Annotated in this window: 22 protein-coding genes; 13 read left to right on the top strand and 9 right to left on the bottom strand. The window is 68.7% G+C overall.

The window, feature by feature from the left end; translation table 11 throughout:
- Window positions 1-13 precede the first annotated feature (13 nt).
- Window positions 14-1,114 (bottom strand): helix-turn-helix domain-containing protein, encoded by a 1,101-nt coding sequence (locus tag IPF36_RS05015; RefSeq protein ID WP_243736804.1) that lies wholly within the window; start codon window positions 1,112-1,114, stop codon window positions 14-16.
- A gap of 197 nt (window positions 1,115-1,311) precedes the next feature.
- On the opposite strand from IPF36_RS05015, the gene IPF36_RS05010 reads away from it, so the two are divergent.
- Window positions 1,312-2,571, top strand: a complete 1,260-nt coding sequence (locus IPF36_RS05010) for a M20/M25/M40 family metallo-hydrolase (protein WP_195427450.1) — start codon at window positions 1,312-1,314, stop codon at window positions 2,569-2,571.
- 206 nt (window positions 2,572-2,777) lie between these two features.
- The gene (locus IPF36_RS05005; RefSeq protein WP_195427449.1) at window positions 2,778-3,041 is read left to right on the top strand and encodes a hypothetical protein; all 264 of its coding nucleotides are present in this window, start codon (window positions 2,778-2,780) and stop codon (window positions 3,039-3,041) included.
- Between the two features lie 9 nt (window positions 3,042-3,050).
- Here the strand turns inward: IPF36_RS05005 and IPF36_RS05000 are convergent, their stop codons facing one another.
- The 3 genes from IPF36_RS05000 to IPF36_RS04990 form a co-directional block, all read right to left on the bottom strand.
- Entirely contained in the window at window positions 3,051-4,628 is a 1,578-nt protein-coding gene (locus IPF36_RS05000; RefSeq protein WP_135703877.1) for a phospholipase D family protein, read from the bottom strand.
- A 116-nt stretch (window positions 4,629-4,744) separates the two neighbouring features.
- Window positions 4,745-5,344: a superoxide dismutase family protein gene (locus IPF36_RS04995; protein WP_133093302.1), complete on the bottom strand. Its 600-nt coding sequence runs from the start codon at window positions 5,342-5,344 to the stop codon at window positions 4,745-4,747.
- Window positions 5,345-5,473: 129 nt separating this feature from the next.
- Window positions 5,474-6,409, bottom strand: a complete 936-nt coding sequence (locus IPF36_RS04990; protein ID WP_133093301.1) for a LysR family transcriptional regulator — start codon at window positions 6,407-6,409, stop codon at window positions 5,474-5,476.
- 383 nt (window positions 6,410-6,792) lie between these two features.
- Between IPF36_RS04990 and IPF36_RS04985 the strand changes: the two genes are divergently transcribed.
- The 7 genes from IPF36_RS04985 to IPF36_RS04955 all read left to right on the top strand — a co-directional run bounded on the left by IPF36_RS04985 (window position 6,793) and on the right by IPF36_RS04955 (window position 15,842).
- A complete protein-coding gene (locus IPF36_RS04985) occupies window positions 6,793-7,686 on the top strand; it encodes an alpha/beta hydrolase (protein WP_135703878.1) in 894 nt (297 codons plus the stop codon).
- Window positions 7,687-7,925: 239 nt separating this feature from the next.
- The gene (locus tag IPF36_RS04980) at window positions 7,926-9,167 is read left to right on the top strand and encodes an efflux RND transporter periplasmic adaptor subunit (RefSeq protein WP_195427448.1); all 1,242 of its coding nucleotides are present in this window, start codon (window positions 7,926-7,928) and stop codon (window positions 9,165-9,167) included.
- Window positions 9,168-9,276: 109 nt separating this feature from the next.
- A complete protein-coding gene (locus tag IPF36_RS04975) occupies window positions 9,277-12,465 on the top strand; it encodes an efflux RND transporter permease subunit (protein ID WP_135703880.1) in 3,189 nt (1,062 codons plus the stop codon).
- 11 nt (window positions 12,466-12,476) lie between these two features.
- A complete protein-coding gene (locus IPF36_RS04970; protein ID WP_243736803.1) occupies window positions 12,477-14,000 on the top strand; it encodes an efflux transporter outer membrane subunit in 1,524 nt (507 codons plus the stop codon).
- Window positions 14,001-14,185: 185 nt separating this feature from the next.
- Complete coding sequence (locus IPF36_RS04965) at window positions 14,186-14,752, top strand: SRPBCC family protein (RefSeq protein WP_135703882.1); 567 nt, start codon at window positions 14,186-14,188, stop codon at window positions 14,750-14,752.
- Between the two features lie 73 nt (window positions 14,753-14,825).
- Window positions 14,826-15,272 (top strand): hypothetical protein, encoded by a 447-nt coding sequence (locus IPF36_RS04960; RefSeq protein WP_195427447.1) that lies wholly within the window; start codon window positions 14,826-14,828, stop codon window positions 15,270-15,272.
- Window positions 15,273-15,371: 99 nt separating this feature from the next.
- Window positions 15,372-15,842, top strand: coding sequence for a DUF2127 domain-containing protein (locus IPF36_RS04955; protein WP_135703884.1), 471 nt, complete (start codon window positions 15,372-15,374; stop codon window positions 15,840-15,842).
- Here IPF36_RS04955 and IPF36_RS04950 read toward each other — a convergent pair.
- Window positions 15,839-17,644 carry an ExeM/NucH family extracellular endonuclease gene (locus tag IPF36_RS04950; RefSeq protein ID WP_195427446.1) on the bottom strand — a complete coding sequence of 602 codons (1,806 nt, stop codon included), beginning with the start codon at window positions 17,642-17,644 and terminating at the stop codon, window positions 15,839-15,841. The two genes, IPF36_RS04955 and IPF36_RS04950, sit on opposite strands and share 4 nt — an antisense overlap.
- Before the next feature lie 152 nt (window positions 17,645-17,796).
- On the opposite strand from IPF36_RS04950, the gene IPF36_RS04945 reads away from it, so the two are divergent.
- On the top strand, window positions 17,797-18,087 hold the full coding sequence (locus IPF36_RS04945) for an antibiotic biosynthesis monooxygenase (protein ID WP_135703886.1): 291 nt from the start codon (window positions 17,797-17,799) through the stop codon (window positions 18,085-18,087).
- A gap of 7 nt (window positions 18,088-18,094) precedes the next feature.
- Window positions 18,095-18,733, top strand: a complete 639-nt coding sequence (locus IPF36_RS04940) for a phosphatidylcholine/phosphatidylserine synthase (protein WP_135703887.1) — start codon at window positions 18,095-18,097, stop codon at window positions 18,731-18,733.
- Window positions 18,734-18,777: 44 nt separating this feature from the next.
- Here the strand turns inward: IPF36_RS04940 and IPF36_RS04935 are convergent, their stop codons facing one another.
- Window positions 18,778-20,079 carry an MFS transporter gene (locus IPF36_RS04935; RefSeq protein ID WP_135703888.1) on the bottom strand — a complete coding sequence of 434 codons (1,302 nt, stop codon included), beginning with the start codon at window positions 20,077-20,079 and terminating at the stop codon, window positions 18,778-18,780.
- 106 nt (window positions 20,080-20,185) lie between these two features.
- Window positions 20,186-20,779 carry a TetR/AcrR family transcriptional regulator gene (locus IPF36_RS04930; protein ID WP_135703889.1) on the bottom strand — a complete coding sequence of 198 codons (594 nt, stop codon included), beginning with the start codon at window positions 20,777-20,779 and terminating at the stop codon, window positions 20,186-20,188.
- Between the two features lie 128 nt (window positions 20,780-20,907).
- Between IPF36_RS04930 and IPF36_RS04925 the strand changes: the two genes are divergently transcribed.
- Window positions 20,908-21,675, top strand: coding sequence for an SDR family NAD(P)-dependent oxidoreductase (locus tag IPF36_RS04925; RefSeq protein WP_135703890.1), 768 nt, complete (start codon window positions 20,908-20,910; stop codon window positions 21,673-21,675).
- A 137-nt stretch (window positions 21,676-21,812) separates the two neighbouring features.
- Window positions 21,813-22,244, top strand: coding sequence for a cupin domain-containing protein (locus IPF36_RS04920; RefSeq protein WP_133093288.1), 432 nt, complete (start codon window positions 21,813-21,815; stop codon window positions 22,242-22,244).
- Here the strand turns inward: IPF36_RS04920 and IPF36_RS04915 are convergent.
- Together IPF36_RS04915 and IPF36_RS04910 are read right to left on the bottom strand one after the other, a co-directional pair.
- Complete coding sequence (locus IPF36_RS04915) at window positions 22,228-23,220, bottom strand: tripartite tricarboxylate transporter substrate-binding protein (protein WP_135703891.1); 993 nt, start codon at window positions 23,218-23,220, stop codon at window positions 22,228-22,230. The genes IPF36_RS04920 and IPF36_RS04915 overlap by 17 nt on opposite strands.
- 35 nt (window positions 23,221-23,255) lie before the next feature.
- Complete coding sequence (locus IPF36_RS04910; RefSeq protein WP_195427445.1) at window positions 23,256-24,758, bottom strand: M81 family metallopeptidase; 1,503 nt, start codon at window positions 24,756-24,758, stop codon at window positions 23,256-23,258.
- Window positions 24,759-24,775 lie beyond the last annotated feature (17 nt).

The following is a 24,775-nucleotide window of genomic DNA, read 5'->3' as shown; positions in this document are numbered from 1 at the left end:
CCCTTGCCGCCGCCTAGCCCGGCATGCCGCGCCGGGCCGCCGCATCCTCCATGCGCCAGTAGCGCCGCCGCGCGCGCAGCGCGAAGCGCGCGCGATAGTCCGACATCGACATCGCCGCGATGCGCTGGAACAACCGCCTGAACGCGGCCGCGTCGCTGTAGCCGCAGGCTTCGGCGATCGCCTGCGTGCCGTGCAGCGTCACCTCCAGCAGCATGCGCGCGCGCTCCACGCGCAGCGTGTGCAGGTAGTCCAGCGGCGTCATGCCGGTGACCTGCCGGAAATGCCGCAGCAGGGTCCGCTCGCTGACCGCCGCGGCCTGCGCCACCGCAGCCAGCTGGTAGGGCTCGGCCACATGTTCCTGCAGCCATTGGACAGCCCGGTAGACCGGGCTGTCCGCCGTGCGGCTGAGCCAGCGCTGCGACACCAGCGCCGGCACGCTGCGCTGGCGTTCGGGCTGGTACAGCATCAGCTGCGCGGCGGCCTGCGCCAGGTCGGGGTCGTGCAGGTGGCCCAGCACGCGCAGCATGAATTCCACCTGCAGCGCGGGCGCCACGCATGAGAACACCTGCCCGTGCACGCTCATGGCCTGGTCCCCGCCCAGGTCCGCGCGCGGGAACTGGTGCGTCATCCAGCTCTGGTACATCCACGGCGCGCCGCTGCGGGCGCCGTCCAGCAGGCCGAGCTGCAGCGGCAACAGCATCCCCGACGAACACGCGGCAAGCCAGCCGCCGGCTGCCACATGGCGCTCGACCATGCGCAGCGCGGCGGTATCGCCGCGGACGATGTCGCCGAGCTGGTGCGCATTGCTGGCCAGCAGGGCCGGGATCACCAGCAGCGAGCGGCTGCCCGCGGCGCGGATGCGGCGCGTGGAGGCTTCCAGGCCCGGCAGGTCGGCCGACAGCATGCGGCCGTTGGCGCCGCACAACTGCCAGCTCAATGTCGGCGCGGCATCGGGGCGCTGCAGGCTGGCCACGCCGGCGACGGTGCGCAGCACGTCGAGCGTGGTGAAGAGGGTGCCGGGCATCGCATGGGGCAGCCATAGCAGGCGGACATGCAAGGGTGTTGCGGACGCGGCGGGGGTGTCGGGGACCAGTGGATCAGTGGGGGCGCGCATGTCAGGGGCAATTGGTGCAGGGTCGATCGCGGGCCAGGCGTGGCGGGATCGGCATTGTGATTGGCGATATTGATCCTCCCCATGCCCGCTGGCAAGGGCTAGCATCTTGCACGTTGTGCCGTGCATGCCGGCGTTGCGACACGGCATGGCCCCAACAAGCTTCCAAGATCCCAACAAGACCAACCCGAGGAGATTCCATGCCGTTTTCCGTTCGACACGTTGCCGTTGCCGCCGCCCTGGCACTTGCCGGCGCAGGCCACCTGGCCGCTGCCGCCCAGCCTGATGCTGCGCTGCTGGCCGCTGCCCGCACCGCCCAGCCGGCGGTGGTGCAGTCGCTCAAGGAGATGGTGTCGATCGAATCCGGCAGCGCCAACGCGCAGGGCCTGGCCCAGATGGCCAGCTACACCGAGAAGCGGCTGCAGGCGCTGGGCGCCAGGGTGGAGCGCGTGCCGGTCGCCAAGGGCCCGGGCACCATGGTCAAGGGCACGTTTATCGGCAACGGCAAGCGCCGCATCATGCTGATCGCCCACATGGACACGGTCTATCCGGAAAACACGCTGGCGACGCAGCCGATCCGCGAGGAGGGCAACCGGCTCTACGGCCCCGGCATTGCCGACGACAAGGGCGGCATTGCGGTCATCCTGCATTCGCTGGAGATCCTGAAGAACAAGGGCTGGCGCGACTACGCGCAGATCACCGTGCTGTTCAACCCCGACGAGGAAGTGGGTTCGGTCGGCTCCGGCGAAACCATTGCCACGCTGGCCGCGCAGCATGACGTGGTGCTGTCGTGCGAGCCCACTGCCGCCAAGGACGTGGTCAAGGCCGAGTCGCTGCTGCTGGGCGCGTCCGGCACCGCCACCGCCACCATGCAGGTCAAGGGCCGCGCCGCGCATGCCGGCGCCGCGCCCGAGCGCGGCCGCAATGCGCTGGTCGAGCTGGCCTACCAGCTGCAGCAGACCCGCGACGTCGGCGCGCAGGTGCCCGGCTCGCAGCTGAACTGGACCCAGGCGCAGGCCGGCACGGTGCGCAACCAGATCCCCGAAAGCGCGGTGGCCTATGGCGACGTGCGCACCACGGCCAGCGGCGCCGCCGAGAGGCTGAAAGTCGCGCTGCAGGACAAGGTCAGATCGGGCCAGCTGGTGCCCGACACGCAGACCACGGTGACGATGGAAGAAGGCCGCCCGCCGTTCATCGCCGACGCCCGCGGCCGCGCGCTGGCCAGGCGCGCGCAGGAGATCTACGCGGAGCTGGACGGCCGCACCCTGGCACTGGCCGAAAGCACCGGCGGCGCCACCGACGCCAGCTACGCCGCGCGCTCGGGCAAGCCGGCGGTGGTGGAGAGCTTCGGCCTGGCGGGATACGGCTACCACGCGCGCGACGAGTACATCGAGCTGGATTCGATCGTGCCGCGGCTGTACCTGATGACGCGGATCCTGGAGGATATTGGACGCAACTGAGCGGGGGCAACTAAGCGGGCGCAACTGAGCGGGGCGCGCCACCGAGGCCCGGGCCGGTGTGCGTAGGATGGCACCCGCGGGCGCCGAGGTGGCGCGTCAGGTATGAGCCATGCGCCGCCGGCGGCCACAGGCCCCGGCATCCTGCTACAGTGTCAACGCCGCCCGCAAGTGGCGGCCATGACAAGACATAGTGGGGAGACCGCAGCATGAACCGCAAAGGCCTGGTCGATGCCGCCTCGGCATTGGAAGACCTGGCGGCCGGCAATGTGCCGGCTGCCGCGCAAGTCGCGACAGGCGCCGCCGCGCTGGAGAAGATCCATGCCGATTACCCGGGCTGGCGCGACGTCGGCGATGCCCTGTTCGGCCTCAAGGCCCTTGCCAGCGGCAGTGCCATGGACCTGGACGCCAATGGCCGCCAGCGCGCCGGCCGCCTGGCCGACGTCGTGCGCAGCCTGATCGACCAGATCTGAACGGCCCGGCTACAGCATCGACTCGATCGGCAGGATCGACAGGAACCAGATGCCGAGCCGCCGCCACCAGCTGGTGTTGGGTTCGGTGTCGTAGCGCACCACCTCGTTGCCGCGCCGCTCCAGCCAGTACAGCTTGCCCTGCTCGTCGAGCTTGACCTGGTAGGCCGCTTCCGGCACCACCGTGGCGAAGGTCGATTCGATGCGGCCGGCCAGAGCCGGGCTGTCGATGACGAAGCCCAGCTCGGTATTGAGGTGGGCCGAGCGCGGGTCGAAATTGAACGAGCCGACGAACACGCGGCTGGCATCGACGCCAAAGGTCTTGGCATGGAGGCTCGAGCCGGAACTGCCGAACGGGCCGGCGCGGTTCTCTTTCTTGTCCGGTGTCGCCGACCGCCGCAGCTCATACAGGTCCACGCCTGCCTCCAGCAGCGCCTTGCGGCGCTTGGCATAGCCCGAATGGACGGCGGCGACATCGGTGGCCTCCAGCGCGTTGGTCAGCACGCGCACGGCAACGCCCTTTTCGGCCAGCTGCGAGAAATACGCGGTGCCCGCGGTGGAGGGGACGAAGTAGGGCGAGACCAGGTCCAGCTCGCGCTGGGGCTCCCCCAGGATCTCGCGCAGCTGGTGCGCGACCAGCGTGTCGCGTCCCGCCTCGCCAAGGGCCTTGGCGGGATCGTCGCTGACGATGCGCGCCCTGGCCCACTCGAACTCCAGCGTGCCGTCGAGCATGTGCCGCACGTCGGGCACCTCGCGCAACGCCGCCACGTAGGCCGCAGCGGCCGGGTTCTGCTCCACCGCGCGGGCGTTGCCGGCCAGTTCGTCCAGGCGCTCCATGCTGACCGGCGGCACCAGCCGGTCCACCGGGTATGCCGAAGCGCTCGCCCAGTAGCGGTCGAAGTCGTGCGCCACGTCGGCGGCGGCGGGGCCGATCGCAATCACGTCGAGGTCGGCGAACAGCACGCCGTCCGTGGCCCCGAAGTATTCGTCGCCGACATTGCGCCCGCCGATGATCGTGGCGACGCCGTCGGCGGTGAACGACTTGTTGTGCATGCGCCGGTTCAGGCGCCGGAAATCGGTCAGGAAATTGAGCGCCTTGGGCTGGCGCAGCACGAACGGGTTGAAGATCCGCACTTCGGCCTGCGGGTGCGCGTCCATGGCCGCGAGCAGCTCGTCCATGCCCGACAGCCCGTTGTCATCGAGCAGCAGGCGCACGCGCACGCCGCGGTCGGCGGCCTCGTGCAGCGCCTCCAGCAGCAACGTGCCGGTCAGGTCGTTGCGCCAGATGTAATACTGCACGTCGAGCGTGCGCTGCGCCGTGCGTGCCAGGTGGATGCGCGCGGCGAAGGCGGCCTGGGCGTTGTTCAGCGGGTGGATGCCGCTGAGCCCGGGGTGGCCGGCCAGCGCGGCCGCGATCGCGCGGCCCAGCGGCGTGGCCGCGGCCTCGGCGGGCGTGATGGCGGTGGATTCGGTGCGATTGTCCAGCGGCGGCAGCGCGCAGCCGCCCAGCAGGGCGGCGCAGCACAGCACGAGCGAACTGGCGTGCAGGCGGTGGTGGGGCACGAACGCAGCGTCTGTGGGCAATGGCATGGCGATGGTCGGCGCGTCCCGCGGGCGGGGCCGCGCGTGTCGGCAATGTCCGCCATGTTGCCATGCCCTGACCCTCTCCCGCGAGCGGAGATACTCAGGTGCGAAACACCTGCGACTTACGAAGCCGCCACTACCCCACAGGCAATGCGTCCGCCCGCATTGCCGGTCGGCTGCGTCTTGTAGTCGTCCGGATCCTTGTGCACCACCACTGCGCGCCCGATCACGCTGTTGGCTCCGGTACCCACCGACAGGTCCGGCAGCAGCATGCTGACCCTGGCATTGCCGCTCGAGTCGGCAGTGATGTTGTTCATGTCGCCGGCGTGGTGATCAGGCATGGTCATCTGGCCGTGCGGCTTGCCACCCGGATTGAAATGGCCGCCGGCGCTCATCGCGTCGGGCGCGGAACAGTCGCCCTTTTCATGGACGTGGAAGCCATGGACGGTATTCGGCGGCAGTCCGGTGATCGAGGCGGTCATCAGCACGCCGCCCGGCTGCTGCTGGAAAGTCACGGTGCCGGCGGTATTGGTGCCGCTCTTGGGCTGCAGCGCGGCCGCGGCGCGGGCACCGCTCGTGGTCGACGACGATGCGGCGGCAGCGCTGGCGCTGGCGCCGGTGGCGCTGGATGAGGCCGAGGCGCTCTTGCCGGAACCGGCGCAGCCGGCCAGCACCACGGTGGCGGCAACGCAGGCGGCCAGGGGGATAAGCACTTGTTTCATCGGAATCCTCTTCTCGTCGTGATTTCGGATGAAACAGTATAGGACGGGCAACGCGCTCGCGGCTTCCGGTTTTGTCCTGCCAGGCACGTTTCGGAGGCTCCGGCGCTTGCAACTTGCGCCAGGGCGCGCTCAGGCCGCCACCGCGAGGCGCTGCTGTACCGCACCAAAATGCGGGTGGCGCGAGAACAGGTCCGCCGCCCAGTTGACAAACACCCGCACCTTGGCCGACAGGTGCCGGTTCTGCGGATACATCGCCGAGATCGGCAACTCGTCGGTCTGCCAGTCGGCCAGGATCTCGACCAGCCGGCCGCTGGCCACGTAAGGCTCGGCCATGGCGCGCGAGATGCGGGCGATGCCATGGCCTTCCAGCGTGCAGCCCACGTAGACCTCGGGATCGTTGGTAGAGATCGCCGAGGGCAGCAGTACCTCGCCGCGCTCCGTGCCGCGCGCCATCGGCCACGGCATCTCGCGTCCGGTGCGGTTGGACAGGTAGTTCACCGCCTTGTGCTGCGCCAGCTCGGCCAGGTCGCCCGGCGTGCCGGCGCGGTTCAGGTAGATCGGCGAGGCGTAGAACGCCAGCTTTACATGGCCGATGCGTCGGGCCACCATCGATTCGTCCAGCGGGATCCCCACGCGCAACACCACGTCGACGCCTTCCTGCAGCAGGTCGATGGGCTTGCCGTTGATGGTCAGTTCGAGCTTCAGGTCGGGGTAGGCCTGCAGGAAGTCATTCAGTGCAGGCACGAGAACCAGATTGGCCAGCGGCGCGGTGGTGTCGACCGACAAGGTGCCGCGCGGCGAATTGTTCTGCCGAGTCAGCGACTGCTCGGCTTCTTCCACGTCCGCCAGGATGCGCACGCAGCGTTCGTAGTAGGCCGCGCCGTCGTTGGTCACGCTGATGCGGCGCGTGGTCCGGTGCAGCAGCTTGACGCCGAGGTGCGTCTCCAGGTTCTGGATCAGGCGGGTCAGCGTGGCCTTGGGCAGGTCCAGCGATTCGGCGGCGCGCGCAAAGCTGCCGACGTCCACGACCCGTGTGAATGCCTGCATTGATACGAGACGGTCCATGATGAGGTTCCGACGAGAGATCCGAACGGCGTGCCGCGCGCGCTCGTGACGCGCACGGCGTGGCTTGTGGTTGTGATTGGGGGAGTGCTGCCGGCTGGCTGGCGCCGGATGCGCGGGGGCGCGGGCCGGCGTGGGTTTGTCAGGGCGAGCAGCGCCCGCAACGAAGGCAGGGTTGCGGGTCGCCATGCGTGCCAGGAACTGGAGTGAATCACATTTTCGATGACCTTGTCACGCGTGGGGTTTCGGTCATCGGGAGTGGTTCGATTATTCCAATCCCGGAACAGTGCATTGGCGATCTCTCGCTTTATCCCATCCTCGTCAATCACCATAATCCGTTGCATCGCAACACTCAAGCGCATTGTTTTTCCCGTGCGCCGGACGCCATGCCAAACAAGCCAGGCCAACGCCAGAACGCCGCTCCCGCCGCCACCGGCCAGGGCGAGCCGCGCGTGGTCGAGCACACGGTAACGAGCGACGGCCGCGAGATCGCGGTGTGCGTGTGCTACCCGCCGGGCTATCCCGCGCCGGGCGCCGAGGCGGCCACGTGGCTGCCCTGGCTGGTGTACCTGCATGCCGGCGGCTTTGTCGATGGCGGCCTGGAGCGGGCGCGCAAGCTGGTGCAGGACCTGGCCAGGGCGGTGCCGGCCGTGGTGGTGACGCCGGCCTATTCGCTGGCGCCCGAAAACCCGTTCCCGGCCGCGCCTGAAGACGCGCACAGCACGGTGCAATGGGTGCTGCGCAACGCCCGGCGCCTGAAGCTGGACAAGACCCGCTTCGCGCTGGTGGGTGAGGAAGCCGGCGGTAACCTTGCGATCGCGCTGGCGCAGATGCTGCGCGACCGCGGCACCGCGCAGCCGCGCGGCCAGTGGCTGATCCGGCCGGTGACCGACCCCTGCCTGCAGCACGCTTCGTGCGCGGGCTTTGGCAGCGGGCAGGTGCTGATGGAAACGTTGCGGCGCATGGCCTGCAACTATCGCGATTACTTGCCGACGCCGGCGGACAGCGTGCATCCCTATGCCGCGCCGGCGATGGCTTCGCGCCTGGCCGGGCTGCCGCCCACGCTGGTCCAGGTCGCGGAACAGGATACGCTGCGCGCTGAAGGCGAGGCCTTCGCGCAGCGGCTGGGCAAGGCCGGTGTGCCGGCCCAGGCCATGATCATGCCCGGCGCCTGTGGCGACGGCGTGGAAGAGACCCATGACGCGTGTCAGGCATGGGTCGACGAAGGTGCGCGGTTCCTGCAGCGATGTCTGGCTGCGGCCGACGATACCTCACCCTGACCGAACGCCAGGCTGGCGCGAGCGCCAGCCGGCCTGGAGCCAAGCCCGCCGGCTGAGCCGCTCCAGCCAATCGCCAGCCGGCTCTGTATCGGCCAGAGCCAGGTCCGCCGGTTTGCATGGGCGGCCCTAAGTCCGACTATCCAATCTGAATCGGTTCCGATCCGCCCTGCGCGGACCGGCAGGCGGCGTTCGGCCATTTGCTTTTCCGGTTGAAGAAAACCCGAACAGGAGTTTGAGAAATGCAGCAGCATAAGCGACGTACCCTGATTGCCCTTGCCATCGTCGTGGTGCTCGGTGCCGGCGTGGCCGGCGCGGTCCTGCGCCCGTGGCACAGCGGCGAGGCCCATGCCAACACCCCGCCGCCGGCCCCGTCGATCGAAGTGGCCGCCGCGGTGGGCCAGACCATAACGGAGTGGGACGAGTTCTCCGGCCGACTGGAGGCGGTCGACCGCGTGGAGATCCGCCCGCGCGTGGGCGGCACCATCGATGCGGTCCACTTCCGCGAGGGCGCGCTGGTGAAGAAGGGCGATCCGCTCTTTACCATCGACCCGCGCCCCTACGCCGCCGAAGTGGCACGCGCCGAGGCCGCGCTGGCCGCCGCGCAAGTCCGCGCGGGGCACGCCAGGAGCGAGGGCGAACGCGCGCAGCGGCTGCTGGACGACAACGCCATCTCGCGCCGCGAGTTCGACGAGCGCATCCACGCCGCGCGCGAAACCAGCGCCAACGTGCGCGCCGCGCAGGCACAACTCGAAGCCGCGCGCCTGAACCTGACCTATACGCGCATCATCGCGCCGGTGTCCGGGCGCGTGTCGCGTGCCGAGATCACCGTGGGCAACCTGGTGGCGCCGGGCACGGCCACGCCGGCGCTGACCACGGTGGTGTCGGTGTCGCCGATCTACGCGAGCTTTGAGATCGACGAGCAGAGCTACCTGCGCTACACCGCGCCGGGCGCCGGCGGCGGGCAGGCCAACCTGCCGGTCTACCTCGGCCTGGCCAACGAAGACGGCCACCCGCACCAGGGCAAGATCCAGTCGGTCGACAACCGGCTCGATACCCGCAGCGGCACCATCCGCGTGCGCGCGGTGTTCGACAACGACGACGGCCGCCTGCTGCCGGGCCTGTACGCCAAGGTCAAGATGGGCGGCGGCGCGCCGCATGCGGCGGTGCTGGTCAACGACCGCGCCGTCGGCACCGACCAGGGCAAGAAGTTCGTGCTGGTGCTCGACAAGGCCAACAAGCTGGTCTACCGCGAAGTCGAGCTCGGACCCAACTACGAAGGCCTGCGCGTGATCCGCAAGGGGCTGAAGCCGGGCGAGAGCATCGTCGTCAACGGGCTGCAGCGGGTGCGGCCGGGCGACACGGTTCAGCCCAAGGCGGTGGCCATGGCATTCCGCAGCGAGCTGGAGCCGCGCCAGGCAACGCCTGACCGCAAGCAGGCCGCCGCCGGAAAAGGCGATGCGGACGCCAAGCCGGTGAGCTGATCCGCCTACCGACAGCAGAAAACCCCTAGCGCCCCCCTGCAGATGTGGATGGCGCCCGCCACGGCGGGCCGCCAGGGGGACCGCTACGCCAACGCAGGCAGAGACCAAGATGAACCTCTCCAAATTCTTTATCGACCGCCCCATCTTCGCCGGGGTGCTGTCGGTGCTGATCTTCCTGATTGGCGCCATCTCGATGTTCAAGTTACCGATCTCGGAGTACCCGGAAGTGGTGCCGCCGTCGGTGGTGGTGCGCGCGCAGTATCCGGGCGCCAACCCCAAGGTGATCGCCGAAACCGTGGCTTCGCCGCTGGAAGAGCAGATCAACGGCGTCGAGGACATGCTGTACATGTCGTCGCAGTCCAACAGCGACGGCCTGCTCACGCTGACCGTGACCTTCAAGCTGGGCACCGACCCGGACAAGGCGCAGCAGCTGGTGCAGAACCGCGTGTCGCAGGCCGAGCCGCGCCTGCCGGAAGACGTGCGCCGGCTGGGCATCACCACGGTCAAGAGCTCGCCGGACCTGACCATGGTGGTCCACCTGGTCTCGCCCAACGACCGCTACGACATGACGTACCTGCGCAACTACGCGGTAATCAACGTCAAGGACCGCCTGGCGCGGATCCAGGGCGTGGGCCAGGTGCAGCTGTTCGGCTCGGGCGACTACGCCATGCGCGTGTGGCTCAACCCCGAGAAGATGGCCGAGCGCCAGCTCGCCACCAGCGATGTCATCAAGGCCATCCGCGAGCAGAACGTGCAGGTGGCGGCCGGCGTGATCGGCCAGTCGCCGTCGCTGCCGGGCGCCGACCTGCAGCTGTCGGTCAATGCGCAGGGCCGCCTGGGCACGGTGGAAGAGTTCGGCGATATCGTCGTGCGCACCTCCGCCGACGGCGCGGTGACCTACCTGAAGGACGTTGCCCGCATCGAGCTGGGCGCGTCCGAGTACGCGCTGCGCTCGCTGCTGGACAACAAGCCGGCAGTGGCCATCCCCATCTTCCAGGCGCCGGGCTCCAACGCCATCCAGATCTCGGATGACGTGCGCAAGACCATGGAAGAGCTGAAGCAGAACTTCCCGGACGGCATCGACTACAGCATCGTCTATGACCCCACGCAGTTCGTGCGCCACTCGATCGAGGCGGTGACGCATACGCTGTTCGAGGCCATCGCGCTGGTGGTGCTGGTGGTGATCCTGTTCCTGCAGACGTGGCGCGCATCGATCATTCCGCTGCTGGCGGTGCCGGTGTCGATCGTCGGTACCTTCGGCCTGATGCATGCGTTCGGCTTCTCGATCAACGCGCTGTCGCTGTTCGGGCTGGTGCTGGCCATCGGTATCGTGGTCGACGACGCGATCGTGGTGGTGGAAAACGTCGAGCGCAACATCGAGGAAGGGCTGACGCCGAAGGAGGCCACCTACAAGGCCATGCGCGAAGTCAGCGGCCCCATCATCGCCATCGCGCTGACGCTGATCGCCGTGTTCGTGCCGCTGGCCTTCATGACCGGCCTGACCGGCCAGTTCTACAAGCAGTTCGCGCTGACGATCTCGATCTCGACCATCATCTCGGCGTTCAACTCGCTGACGCTGTCGCCGGCGCTGTCGGCCCTGCTGCTGAAGAGCCATGACGCGCCCAAGGACTGGCTGTCGCGCGGCATGGACCGCGTGTTCGGCGGCTTCTTCAAGCGCTTCAACAACTTCTTCGGCCGCAGCGCGGAAAGCTATGGCCGCGGGGTGAAGGGCGTGATCCGCCGCAAGGGTTCGGTGTTCGGCGTCTATGCGGTGATGCTGGCGCTGACCTGGGGCGTGTTCCAGCTGGTGCCCAAGGGCTTCGTGCCGGCGCAGGACAAGCAGTACCTGGTGAGCTTCGCCAAGCTGCCCGACGGCGCCACGCTGGACCGCACCGAGGACGTGATCCGCAAGATGAGCGAGATCGCGCTGAAGCATCCGGGCGTGGAATCGGCGGTGGCCTTCCCGGGCCTGTCGATCAACGGCTTCACCAACAGCCCGAGCGCCGGCATCGTGTTCGCCACGCTCAAGCCGTTTGAAGAGCGAAAGAGCGCAGAGCTGTCGGGCGCGGCCATTGCCGCCGACCTCAACCAGAAGTATGGGGCGATCCAGGATGCCTTTATCGCGGTGTTCCCGCCGCCGCCCGTGCAGGGCCTCGGCACCATCGGCGGCTTCAAGCTGATGATCGAGGACCGTGCGGCGCTGGGCTATGACGCGCTGTTCGAGGCAACCAATGCCTTCGCCACCAAGGCGCGCGCCACGCCCGAGCTGACCGGCATCTTCAGCAACTACCAGGTCAACGTGCCGCAGCTCGACGTCAAGCTGGACCGCGTCAAGGCCAAGCAGCTGGGCGTGCCGGTGACGGAGGTGTTCGACACGCTGCAGACCTACCTGGGCTCGGCGTACGTCAACGACTTCAACAAGTTCGGCCGCACCTATCAGGTCAAGGTGCAGGCGGATGCGCCGTTCCGCGCCCATGCCGAGGACATCCTGCAGCTGAAGACGCGCAACGCCGCCGGCGACATGGTGCCGCTGTCATCGCTGGTGCAGGTGAAGCAGGGCTTCGGTCCGGACAGCGTGGTGCGCTACAACGGCTTCACGGCTGCCGACATGAACGGCGGGCCCGCGCCGGGGTTCTCGTCAGGGCAGGCGCAGGCCGCCGCCGAGCGCATCGCCGCGGAAACGCTGCCGAAGGGCATGAAGTTCGAATGGACCGAGCTGACCTACCAGGACATCCTGGCCGGCAATGCGGGCGTCTGGATCTTCCCGCTGTGCGTGCTGCTGGTGTTCCTGGTGCTGGCTGCGCAGTATGAAAGCCTGACGCTGCCGCTGGCGGTGATCCTGATCGTGCCGATGAGCCTGCTGGCGGCGATGACGGGGGTGTGGCTGACGCAAGGCGACAACAACATCTTCACGCAGATCGGTTTCATCGTGCTGGTGGGGCTATCCGCGAAGAACGCGATCCTGATCGTGGAGTTTGCGCGCGAGCTCGAGCATAACGGCCGTACCGTGGTGCAGGCCGCGATCGAAGCGAGCCGCCTGCGCCTGCGTCCGATCCTGATGACGTCGTTCGCTTTCATCATGGGCGTGGTGCCGCTGGTGGTGTCCAGCGGTGCCGGCTCGGAGATGCGCCATGCGATGGGCGTGGCGGTGTTCGCGGGCATGCTCGGCGTGACTTTCTTCGGGCTGTTCCTGACGCCGGTGTTCTACGTGGCGCTGCGTTTGCTGGCCACCCGGGGCCAGCGCCGCGCGGCGGCGCAGGAGCAGGGCGCCGCCCGCCTGACCGCATCGGCTGAATAATGGTGATCAACATGAATGCTGCTGCAATGTCGACAACAAACTACTGGTTGCCGAAGCTGGCTACGCTGGCCGCCGCGCTGATCCTGGCCGGCTGCTCGCTGGCGCCGACCTACAAGGTGCCGGAGACCGCCACGGTGCCGGCCTACAAGGAAGCCGAGGCCGCGCAGGCCGAAGGCGCGCAATGGAAGACCGCGACACCGGCCGAAGGCCAGCATCGCGGCGAATGGTGGAAGATCTTCGGCGACGGCGAACTGGACCGCCTGATGGCCGCCGCCGGCGAATCCAACCAGGATCTCGCCATCGCCGCGGCGCGCCTGAAGCAGGCGCGTGCCTTCACCGGCGCGACCGAGGCGGATCTCTACCCGCAGCTCAGTGTGGGGCTCGATCCGACCCGATCCCAGCCGTCGGCCGCGTCGCAAGGCCTGCCTGATGGCACGCGGGTCTCGCCGCAGACCGTGCTGAAGGCCCGCGCCTTCGCCAGCTATGAGTTGGACCTGTTCGGCCGCGTCGCGTCCAGCGTCAATGCCGCGCGCGCCGATGGCGAGGCGGCCGAGGACCTGTACCGCTCGGTGCAGCTCGCGCTGCAGGCCGACGTGGCGCAGGCGTATTTTGCGCTGCGCACGCTCGACAGCGAACGCGACCTGCTGAATGCGACCATCCGGCTGCGTGAAGACGCGCTGAAGCTGCTGAAGAAGCGCTACGACGCCGGCGAGACCACCGACCTTGACCCGGCCCGCGCCGAGGCCGAGCTTGGCACCGCGCGCGCCGACCTGGCCGGCATCGAGCGCCGCCGCGCCAACCAGGAGCATGCGCTGGCGGTGCTGACCGGCGTGCCGCCCGCGGCGTTCTCGCTGCCGGCGCGGCCGTTCGATGCCGCGCCGATCGCGATCCCGGCCGGGCTGCCGTCCGAGCTGCTGGAGCGGCGCCCGGACATCGCCGCGGCGGAGCGGCAGATGGCTGCGGCCAACGCCCGCATCGGCGTGGCCAAGGCGGCGTTCTTCCCGCGCATCACGCTGACCGGGCTGTTCGGCTTTGAATCGGCCGACCTGTCCAACCTGTTCAAATGGTCGTCGCGCACCTGGATGCTGGGGCCACTGATCGGCTCGACCATCGCGCAGACGGTGTTCGACGGCGGCCGCAACAGTTCCAACCTGGCCGGCGCGCGTGCCGCGCACGAGGAAAGCGTGGCCGCGTACCGGCAGACCGTGCTGGTGGCCTTCCGGGAAGTCGAGGACAGCCTGGCCGATGTGCGCTGGCTGAGCCAGCAGGCGGGCGCGCTGGACAGCGCGCTGGGCGGCGCGCGCCGCGCGGCGCGGATCTCGCGCAGCCGCTACGATGCCGGCGCCGTCGACTACCTGACCGTGATCGATGCCGACCGCACCGTGCTGCAGTCCCAGCGCGAGGCCAATGCGGTGGCGGGCTTGCGCGCTGCCGCAACGGTGTCGCTGATCCGCCGGCTGGGCGGCGGCTGGGGGCCGGTGCCGGAGACGGTGGCGGCAACGCAGCCGGTGACCGCCACCGTGCCCGCGCAATGACGCGCCGCAGCGGCACGCCATGACGCGGTGCAACCGCGCGCCGCAAGGGCGTCGATAAGCGCGACAATAAGCGCACCAACAAGCGCACCAACAAGCGACGCCGATGCTGGCGCGATGCCCCGGAATCACTACACTGGAAGCATCGCGCCACGCGTCAGATTTGCGGGCGCCTGGGTTGCGCCGTCATGCTTCGCTTCAGGAAACCGGTCTGGGGATTGATCTTTGCCGCGCTCACGGTGGCGCTGCTGCTGGTGCCATTGCCGTGGGCGGACCGCACCAGCATCCACGACGAAGTGGTGATCGCCCGGACTCCGGCCGAGGTGTTCGACTACATTGCCACGCCGCAGCACTGGCCGGCGTGGTATCCCGCCTCGGGCGCGGTAGCGGGGGCCACGGACCATCCGCTGGCGCTCGGTGAGCGCGTGGCCGAAAGCTTCGTGGCGGGCGAGCGCAGCGCCGTGGTGATCTGGACCGTCACCATCAACCAGCGCCCGCGCGTCTGGGCGATTGCGGGCGAGGTGCCGGGCGGGCGCCGGGCCGGTACCATCACCTACAAGCTCACTCCGGCCATGACGCCGTCGCTGACGCCATCGGCGGAAAGCACGCGTTTCGAACGGGAATTCAGCTACCAGTCGCCCACGCTGCTCTTTGCGCTGCTCAATCGCCTGATGCTGCGCTCGCGCCTGCAGTCCGAGTCCGCCGAGGCCGTCAGGCGCCTGAAGGCGAGGCTGGAAGCACCGCAGGCGCCATAGCCTTGCACGGCGGGGCGATCGGCACTAAGTTGGAAACAGCGGCCCATGCCGCTGCAGGAGCTTTGCCATCACCATGACGTCCCGTACCCTTGGCCTTGATACCGCAGCCTGGATGTGGCGGCTGGCATTGGGCGCCGCGCTGGCACTGGCGTTGCAGTTCGGCGCGGCACCGCTGCGCGCCCAGCCGCATGAGTCGGGTCCGATCACGATCGGCGGATCGGCGCAAGTGCAGGGGCCGGTGCGGGTCCATGGCACCCTGACCGTCGCCGGCCACGTCTATGCCAGCGGCCCGCTGACCGCAGCATTCTTCACCGGCCCGGTCAGCGCCCGCTCGGTGCCGTATCGCGGCGGCTACCTGAAGGTGTTCAAGGGACCGTTGACCGTGCATGGCGACATGGTGGTCAATGGCGACCTGAACGTTGCCGGACCGCTGACCGTCGATGGCCCGCTTGCCGCCAGCGGCGGCATCGATGCCGACGGGCCGATGCGCGAGCGGGACTACGGCGACTACCGCCGCTGACTACCGCCGCTGCGGCCGTTGCACCAGCCCCGCTGCGTGGCGTTTCCCTGTTGCACAATACCGGCTTTGCAGTCACTGCAATCCGGACGGGGAACACGCATGGCAAAGCAGGGTGAGGGCGCTCTGGGCCTGAAGGGCATTGCAATGTTCGAGGCGGCCAAGGGCCTGCTGGTGATCGTCGCTGGCCTGGGGCTGGCCGCGCTGCTGCACCGCGATGCGCAGGCGCTGGCCGAAGCCATCATCCAGCGCCTGCACGTCAACCCCGCCAGCCGCTATCCCACCATCTTCCTGTCGCTGCTTGCGCATCCCGATAACGCGCGCCTGTGGGCGATCGGCGGCTCGGCGGCGGTCTATGCGCTGATGCGCTTCGCCGAGGCCTACGGACTTTGGCGCGGGCTCGCCTGGGGCAACTGGATCGGCATCTGGTCCGGCGGCATCTATATCCCGCTGGAGTTGTACGAAGCCTTTGTCCATCCGGGCTGGCTGCATGGCGGGCTGGCGGCGGCCAACCTGCTGGTGGTGCTGTACCTTGCGCAGGGATTGCTGCTGCGGCGCATGTCGGCCGGCTAGGGCGATCCGGCGGCCAGGGCGAGGTCGATCAGCAAGGGGTCGTGGTCGGAGGACCGGTATGCATCGGGGGCGTAGTAGGCCGGCACCGAAGGCGCGCCCGGGGCCGGCGCATAAGAGAACGCCGCCGGCTCGTCGGCATTGATATGCCACGGCTGCACGGCTACGACATGCCTCGCGGCCGCGGCATCCGCCAGCACATGGTCGAGGTAGCCGGCCTGTCCGTTGTAGACGTAGCTGTAGGCCTGCGGCCCCGCCAGCTTCGCCACCATGTCCGCATAGCCGCGCCGTGCCAGCAGCCGCACCGGATCTTCCATTGCATAGCTGTTCAGGTCGCCGATCACCAGCACGCCCGCGCCGGGGGCGCCGGTCGGCACCATGGCAATCCAGTCGGCCAGGGCGCCGGCGGCCTGCACGCGCGAGGGATTCCAGCATCCTTGCCCATCGCCCTGGTCGGCTTGCGCGCCAGCGGCTTCCGCGCAGTTCTTTGACTTGAGGTGGTTGACCACGACCGTCACTGGCGCGCCGCCGGCCTTTGCCCGGAAGCTGGCGGCAAGCGGCTGGCGGCTGCGGGCGCCCAGCCAGGTGGTGGCGGCACGGCCTACGATCTCCGTGGCGTGGGCATTGTACAGCAGGCCCACCGCGATGGCATCGCCGCCGAGCGCGGGCGTTCCGGGATCGACGACGCGCCAGTCGGGCCCGAGCCGCGCCGCCAGTTGCCGCACGGCGCTGTCCGGGCCAAAGCCGTTGTTCTGCAACTCCATCAGGCCGATCACGTCGGCATCCAGCGCACGCAGTGCGGCGGCCAGCTTGGCCTCCTGCCGGGCCAGCGCCGCGGCGGTCCGCGCGCCGCGGTTGTCGCCCGAAGCGAGGCCACCACTGCCGCCACCGCCGTTAAAGTAGTTCTGCAGGTTGAATGCCGCCACCCGCAGCGTTGCGGCGGGATGGCGCGCCGGCGCGCCCGGGCGCGGATTGGCGGCCTGGAACGCCGGCGCCCGCGCGCCGCGTACCGGCTGCAGGCGCCACTGCCCGTGGCGCTTCTCCAGCACGCCGGCCACGCCGCTGACGGTATCGCCGGTACGCAACGGATGGCTGGCGGCAAGCTGCGGCGGCGGGTACGGCACCACTTCCGGGTACTGGCGCGTCGAGCCATCGTCGAGCAGCAACCGGTTGCGCAAATTGGCCGCCGCGGCTTGCGCTGCGCCCGCGCCTGGCAAGGCGACCTGCGTGGGCGCGAACGGGCGCCCCACGCTCAGCGCCAGCGTGCCATAGCGCGCCAGTTCATGGGTTTCGCTGACCGTCAGCGTCTGCGGCATCCTGACCAGCATGCCGGCGCGGGCACGCAGGTCGGCATCGCTGGCCGGCAACACCAGCGTTGCCGGCGTGACCGGAATGCCGCTGGCGCAGACCGCCGGCGCATCGGACAAGGTCAGCTGTGTTTGTCCGAATTTTTCCTCGACCCTTCCGGACAGGCGCACGAGGTCGCCCGTGCGCGCCACTGCCCGCGGGGCATAGACGAACAGCCCTTCGGAAATGCCCGGCCGCTGCTGGCGCTGGGCGTCGGCCTGCTGCACGAAGAAGCCGCGCAGGCCGCGATCGCCGCTGAAATCCGCGGTGACCACCGCTTCGACCTCGACCATCCGGCCGGACCATGCGCCGCCGTCCTGGACCTGGGCAATGGCCGTCGCCGGCGCGCCGCATGGCTGCACGGCGCCAAACGCCGGCGCGGCACCGGGCAGGCAGAGAAGAATGGTGAGGGCAGGGATGCAAAAACTTTCGGGCAGCGGTCGCAAGCGGGTCGGCATGGCAGCTCTGGCAACGAAGTGGCAAGGTCCACGATGCTAGCCGAGCGGTGTAACGGAATGCTTTCCGCGGCATGCGGCGCCGTCGATCGTGCTAAGGTAGCAAGAACCCGCCGGCGTGCGCCGGCCTCCTACCCAAAGGTAATAGAACCGCCATGATCAAGGAAATCGCTCAACTCACCATCAAGCCCGGCATGGAGCAGCAGCTCGAACAGGGCGTCAGCCAGGCCAAGCCGCTCTTCCTGCGCTCGCGCGGCTGCCATGGCGTGCAGCTGTTCCGCTCGATCGAGCAGCCCGAGCAGTACACGCTGGTGGTCGACTGGGAGACCGTGGAGGACCACATGGTCCACTTCCGCGAATCGCCGGAATTCCAGCAATGGCGTGCGCTGGTGGGCGATACCTTCGCTGCACCGCCGAGCGTGCACCACGTATCGCAGGCCCTGTAAGCGCGCGATGAACACACGGCCGGAGCGTCCCCGCCATTTCTCGATGCTGCGCGAACTGCAGCTTGCCGACGTGTTCACGCTCGGCAATGCAGCCTGTGGCATGGGGTCGGTTTTCTTCGCCATGTTCTACGTGGCGGACCAGCAGCTGTCGCACTTCTACACGGCCGCGGCGCTGGCGCCGCTGGCCTTTATCTTCGACGTGCTCGACGGCCGCATCGCGCGCTGGCGCCATGCCCATTCGGCGCTGGGGCGCGAGCTCGATTCGCTGGCCGACGTGATCTCGTTCGGCGTGGGGCCGGCCACGCTGGCGTTTGCCGCCGGCATGCGCGGCGGCTGGGACCTGGCCATTCTGATCTACTTCGTCTGCTGCGGCGTGAGCCGGCTGGCGCGCTTCAACGTCACCGCCGAAACGCTGGCCGCCGGCAGCGACAGCGGCAAGGTGGCGTATTTCGAAGGCACGCCGATCCCGACCAGCGTGCTGCTCACCGCCGTGCTGGCATGGTGTGCCTGGCAAGGACAGCTGGGTGGCGACCTGCCTGGCGGCGCCTGGGTGCTGGGCCCTGCCGTGCTGCATCCGCTGGCGCTGCTGTTCGCGCTGTCGGGCACGCTGATGGTCAGCAAGACGCTGCGCATCCCCAAGTTCTGAAGAATGACCCGGTGCGTGCGGGAACCCGCGCGCACTGCGTGGGCTCACGCGCGAACGGGCTCCGCCATGCTTGCCGCACGCTTGCGGCTGGCCATCAGCGCCAGCAGCGCCGCCACCAGGCAGGCCGCGCCGGCGGCATACAGCGCCGGCGTATAGGTCAGCAGCAGCGTGCGGGTCATCCCCGCGCCGAACGCCGCCACGGCCGCGCCGATCTGGTGGGCCGCGAAGATCCAGCCGAACACGACCGGCGCGCGCTCGCGCCCGAACGCGGTGGCGGCCAGCTTGACCGTCGGCGGCACGGTGGCGATCCAGTCCAGCCCGTAGAACATGGCAAAGATCGACAGGCCGTACAGCGTGAAGGTCGAATGCGGCAGCCAGAACAGCGACAGGCCGCGCAGCGCGTAGTACCAGAACAGCAGCTTGCGGCTGTCATAGCGGTCCGACAGCCAGCCCGACAGGATCGTGCCGACGAAGTCGAAGGCGCCCATCATCGCCAGTGCCGACGCCGCCGGCACCGGGCCCATGCCGAAGTCGCCGCAGAGCGCGATGAAATGCGTCTGGATCAGGCCATTGGTGCTCAGGCCGCAGATAAAAAAGGTGCCGGCCAGGACCCAGAACGCCTGCGTGCGCGCCGCATCGCGCAGCACCGCGAACGGCGCGCGCAGCGTCAGCGGCGCCGGGGGGGCGGACGGCTGCACCGGCGCCGCGGCCGGGACTTCGCCGAACGCCGCCAGGCCCACGTCGGCGGGACGGTTGCGCATCAGGCCCAGCACCAGCACGGCCAGCAGCGCGCACGCGGCCAGCACGGGCAGCACGGCGACGCGCCAGCCCATATGCTCGATCAGCCAGGCGGCCACCGGCAGGAACGCGAGCTGGCCGGTGGCCGAACTGGCGGTCAGCAGGCCGATGACCAGCCCGCGCCGCGCGCTGAACCAGCGGTTGGCGACCACGGCAGCCAGCACCAGCGCGGTCAGCCCGGAGCCGACGCCCAGCATCAGCCCCCACGCCACGAAGAGCTGCCACAGCTCGGTCGACACCGTTGCCAGCGCCATGCCGCCCGCGATCAGCGCCAGCGCCGCGCAGACCACGTTGCGCACGCCGAAGCGCTCCATCAGGATGGCCGAGAACGGCGCCATCAGCCCGAACAGCGCAAAGCGGAAGGCAAGGATCGACGAGATCTCGTCGGTGTTCCAGCCCATCTCGCGCGCCAGCGGCGACAGGAACGCCCCGGGCAGGCCGAGCGCGGCCGAGGTGGTGAGCATCACCAGGAAGGTAAGGGCGGCGACCAGCCACGCGTAGTGGATGCCGCGCCGGTCGAGCCGGCGGGAAAGGGCTTGCGCGAACATTGGGTTTCTCTGACCTCGGAGTTGGGGTGGCGACAGGCGAAAGGGGCCCAGCCCGCCAGCCCATAGGTGGCAGGGGGAAGGGCCCGGCACGTGGTTAAGGGGCGGGCTAGGCGGAACTGCCCAGCAAACGGTTGCGGACGGCGTCGAGCATGGCCTCGGAAAGCGGATCGCCCGCGGTTGCGCGCGCCAGTGTCAGCGCGCCGACCAGCATGGCCATGCGGATCAGGGCTTCTTCCTCGCGCACCCGCGGGTCATCGCTGGCTACGGTCGTGGCCATCTCATCGACCAGTACCTTGAAGCCGTCCAGGTAAGCCTGCCGCACCGGCTTGTCGGCGGGCTCGCGCGCCACGTCCACCGCCAGCGATGAGGCAGCGCAGCCGGCGCCAGGGTTGGCGCAGTGCGCAGCCGTCAGGTACGGCTCGACCAGGTTGGCCAGCATGGTGTGCCGGTCGCCGTTGGCGCGCGCCAGCCGGCGTTCCCAGCGCGCGGCGGATTCTTCAAAGGCGCGCTTGCAGGCCTGCGCGGCGAGCGCGTCCTTGGAAGCAAAGTGGCCATAGAAGCCGCCGTGGGTCAGGCCGGCGCCGGCCATCAGCTCGGCGACGCTGACGCCGTTCAATCCGCGCTCGCGGAACAGCCGCGACGACGCTTGCTCGATCGCCTCGCGGTTCTTGTCGGCTTGTTCGCGTGATGCGCGTGCCATGTGAAGGACTCCTCGGAATTCTGCCTTGACTGCAGTTTAGATGATGGCCATACTTTATTCAATAGATGTCAGTCATCATCTATAGAACCGGAAAAACAGCAGCCATCCCCATTCAGGAGTTATTCATCATGCACAACCTTTTCGATCTGAGCGGCCGCGTTGCCGTCATCACCGGATCCACCCGCGGCATGGGCCTCGCCATGGCGCGGGCGCTCGGCAACGCCGGCGCCGCCGTGGTGGTATCGGGACGTGACGGCGAAGCCGCGCGCACCGTCGCCGCGCAGCTCGAAGCGGACGGCATCCGCGCCACCGGCATCGCCTGTGACATTGCCGACGTCGACAGCGTGCGCGCCTTCGCCGAGCAGGCTCTGGCCGCGTACGGCCGGGTCGATGCGCTGGTCCTCAACGCGGCGGCCGGCGCCACGCCGGGTTCGATGCTGACGCAAGGCCCCGAGCTGTTCGATGCGGCCATGGCCGGCAATGTGCGCGGCAACCTGATGCTGGTGAACGCGCTGGCGCCGCAGATGGCCGAGCGCCGCGATGGCTCGATCACTTTCATGTCGAGCATCGCGGCGAAGCGCGGCTCGGCGTTCCTTGGCCTGTACAGCGTGACCAAGGCAGCGATCGACCAGGCCATGCGCAGCCTTGCGCTGGAGCTCGGCCCGTCCGGCATCAACGTCAATGCCATTAACCCGGGCCCGGTGCGCACGGAATTCTCGCGCGATGCCTTGTGGGGCGACCCGGAGCGCGAAGCGCGGCTGGCCGCGGGCGTGCCGATGCGCCGCATCGGCGAGGCGGAGGACGTGGCGGGGCTGGCGGTGCTGCTGGCCGCGCCGGCCGGACGCTATATCCATGGCCAGAGCATCGGCGTGGATGGGGGCTTGTCGGCGCAGTAAGGCGATGCGCGGCCAGGCGCAGCGGCGCGATTGAACGGCCATCGGCAAATCACTATGATGAATTTCCCGATGGCCGATAAGGCCTGGAAATGCCGGCGTGGCGCCCCTGGCGAGCCGAGAGAGCGGAGCATTGCATCATGCAGACAACGAGCGCGAGCATTCCGTCGACCCTGGTGGCGGTGCGCCCGGACCGGGAAATCGCCACCAGCCAGAAGCTGCCGTATTTCGTTGGCATTTCCGGCACGACGGCAGGCGCGAGGGCATTGTCGATGCACCTTGTCGTGGTCCCACCCGGCGCGCACGCGGAAGCCCATGTCCATTGCGAGCACGAGACCGCCATCTACGTGCTGGAGGGCAGGGTGGAAACCCGCTACGGCCCCGGCTTGCGAGATTCCGTGGTCACCGGGGCGGGCGAGTTCCTGTTTATCCCGCCCGGTGTTCCGCACCAGCCATTTAATCTCAGCGCCACCGAGCCGGCCCGCGCCATCGTTGCCCGCAACAGCCCGGAGGAGCAGGAGCGGGTACTGCCGTACGATCCTGCCGCGGATACGACTACTCGGTCGCCGTAAAGCCGGAAGCCATGACTACAGGCTTCCACCGCCCCCGCTGGTCCTGGATGGTCTGACGCAGTGCCGCGGCCGGCTGGCCGTTCAGTTCCATGCCCAGCGTCGCCATCCTGTCGCGGAGGTCGCGCGCGCGGACCGCCTCCAGCAGCGCCTTCTCCAACCTTGCAACGGCGGCGGGCGGGGTGCCCGCCGGCACGAACGCAGAGTACCAACCGGAGGCCGTCTCGAAGCCGGGGGCGCCGGCTTCTGCCAGCGTCGGCACGTCAGGCAGCAGCGATGAACGCCTGGTGCCGGTAACGCCGAGGAAGCGGATCTTGCCGGCGCGGTACAGCTCCATCTGCCCGGCAATGGCGTCGATGCCGATGGGCAGCGTGCCGCCGATCTCATCGGTCAGCATCATCACCACGCCGCGGTACGCCGTGGGCGTCAGCGGCACGCCGATTTCCTTGCCGAGGGTGACGACGCCGAAATGAATGCTGCCGCCGAGGGTCACCAGTCCGACGCCGCCTTTCGAGGGATCGCGCTTCACCCACGCCAGGTATTCCTGCATGGTCCGGTACGGCTGGCCGACGCTGGTCGATGCCACCAGCGGCACATCTGCCAGGTACGCGACAGGGACCAGGTCCTTGTCCGGGTCGTAGGGCAGCTGTTTGTAGGTCAGTGGAAAGATCGTGAACGGCGGCGCCGGTGAAATCAGCAACGTCTTGCCGTCGCCGGGTGAGCGCCGGACATTGTCCAGCGCCAGCCGGGCTGAAGCGCCCGGACGATTTTCCACCAGGACCGGCGTGTCGAGGGAGGCGCGCAGCTTCTCGGCCAGCGCACGCGCAAAGATGTCGAGGGCGCCGCCAGGCGCGAATCCAACCACGATGCGCAGCGGGGTATCGGGGGGGGCCGCGAGCGCGGTGGCCGGCAAGACGCCCATGCCCAAGGCAAGGGAAATGCCGACTGCGAGGTTGCGCAGTGCGAATCGGACCGGCATGGTGTCTCCTTTGGGAAGCGAGAATACATCGATCATCAGAACGTCTGGAGCGCGGCGTGTTCGTCCAGCGGATAGATGGGGCGGCTCAGGTTGCGGAAGGGAAACTGGCTGTAGTCCGAGTTGCAGACGCCAGGGCCTGCCACCAGCACGATGTCCTTCGCGATCGGCTCGAAGCCGGCGCGGAAATGCTGGCGCGACTTGATCAGGACATACTTGCGGCGCGACAGGTCGATCCCGGCGTGGGTGAAGACGCCAGTATCGAATGGCTCCTGCGGCTTCTCGCAGACGACGACCAGCGTGCCGTCCACGTCAAGCACCGCTGTCCGGCCGAGGCTGAGCCGCATGCCCGTGAACATCGGCCCGGTCACCTGGTAGGCGCCATCGGTGATGGCGCGAACCTGTCCGGTCAGGCGTAGCGGCTTGCCTTTCAGGCCGAGCGCGGGCATGTCGGTCTTGCCGCCGACGTCGACCGTCACGGTCGTGCCCACACCCGCCTCGATCATCAGGGCTACGGCACCCGGATCCCAGAAGGGCCCGGCGACAACGTCCTTCAGTCCCTGCCGCAGCACCTCACCAAGCACCGTCATCTCGTCGGTCGGCCCGCCCGCACCGCAATTGTCGCCGTGGTCGACGAGGATCACGGGGCCGGCCTTGGCTTCGCGTGCGCGAGCGATGGACGTTTCCATGGGTTCGAGCGGAAAGACGAAGTCGGCGCGGCGCTCCCATGCTGCGGCGCTGAGTTCGTCGAGCAGCTGGGTGCCCGCCTCGGCATGGGCTGCATCGGCGACCACGACCACCGTCAGGCCGACATGTGGAATATCCGCAAGCGGAAAGCCGCCGAAGATCGACACGTTCAGCACCTCGCCATCGCGCTCCGCGGCGATGGCTCGATCCATGATGTCCTTCATCGGTTGCTCGCGCGGTGTCTGGCGCAGCATGTGGGTGAGCATCGGCAGCGTGCGCCACAGCATGACCGGGCGGACTTCGCCACGGATTGCCGCCATCAGCGTCTGCGCAGCGCGCGCTCCGGTCTCGTACACGTCCACATGCGGATAAGTCCGGTAGCCGGCAATGACCGTGGCATTGTCCACCAGTGCCTTGCTGAAGTTGGCATGGAAATCGAGCGATACCGCGATCGGCACCTCCGGCGCGGCGGCGCGGATCCGGGCAAGCAGTTCGCCTTCGGCATCCGCAAGGCCTTCGGCCACCATTGCACCGTGCAGGTCGAGCATGACGGCGTCGCAGCCTTCGCGCACGGCCTCGATGATGGTGGCCGACATCGATTCGAAGGCTTCCCGTGTCACCACGCCGCTAGGTACGGCATTTGCCATCAGGGGCATCACGAACTGGTCGCCCTGGGCGACCACCAGGTCCATGAACGCCGCCGCAGCGCTGTTGGTGCCCTGGCAGGCGCGCACGGCGTCGTCGCCATACAGCGGACCATCGGTGCTGCTGCTGCGGCTGAAGGCGGACAGCGGCGTGGGAATCGGCGAGAAGGTATTGGTCTCATGCCGCATCAGGGCGATGACGAAGCGCATTGGGCGAGCTCCAGAAA

The sequence above is a fragment of the Cupriavidus sp. IK-TO18 genome, from assembly GCF_015549295.1.
GTDB lineage: Bacteria > Pseudomonadota > Gammaproteobacteria > Burkholderiales > Burkholderiaceae > Cupriavidus > Cupriavidus oxalaticus_A.
The sequence above is the reverse complement of the archived record's forward strand: the minus strand, read 5'-3'. Positions and strand labels throughout refer to the sequence as shown.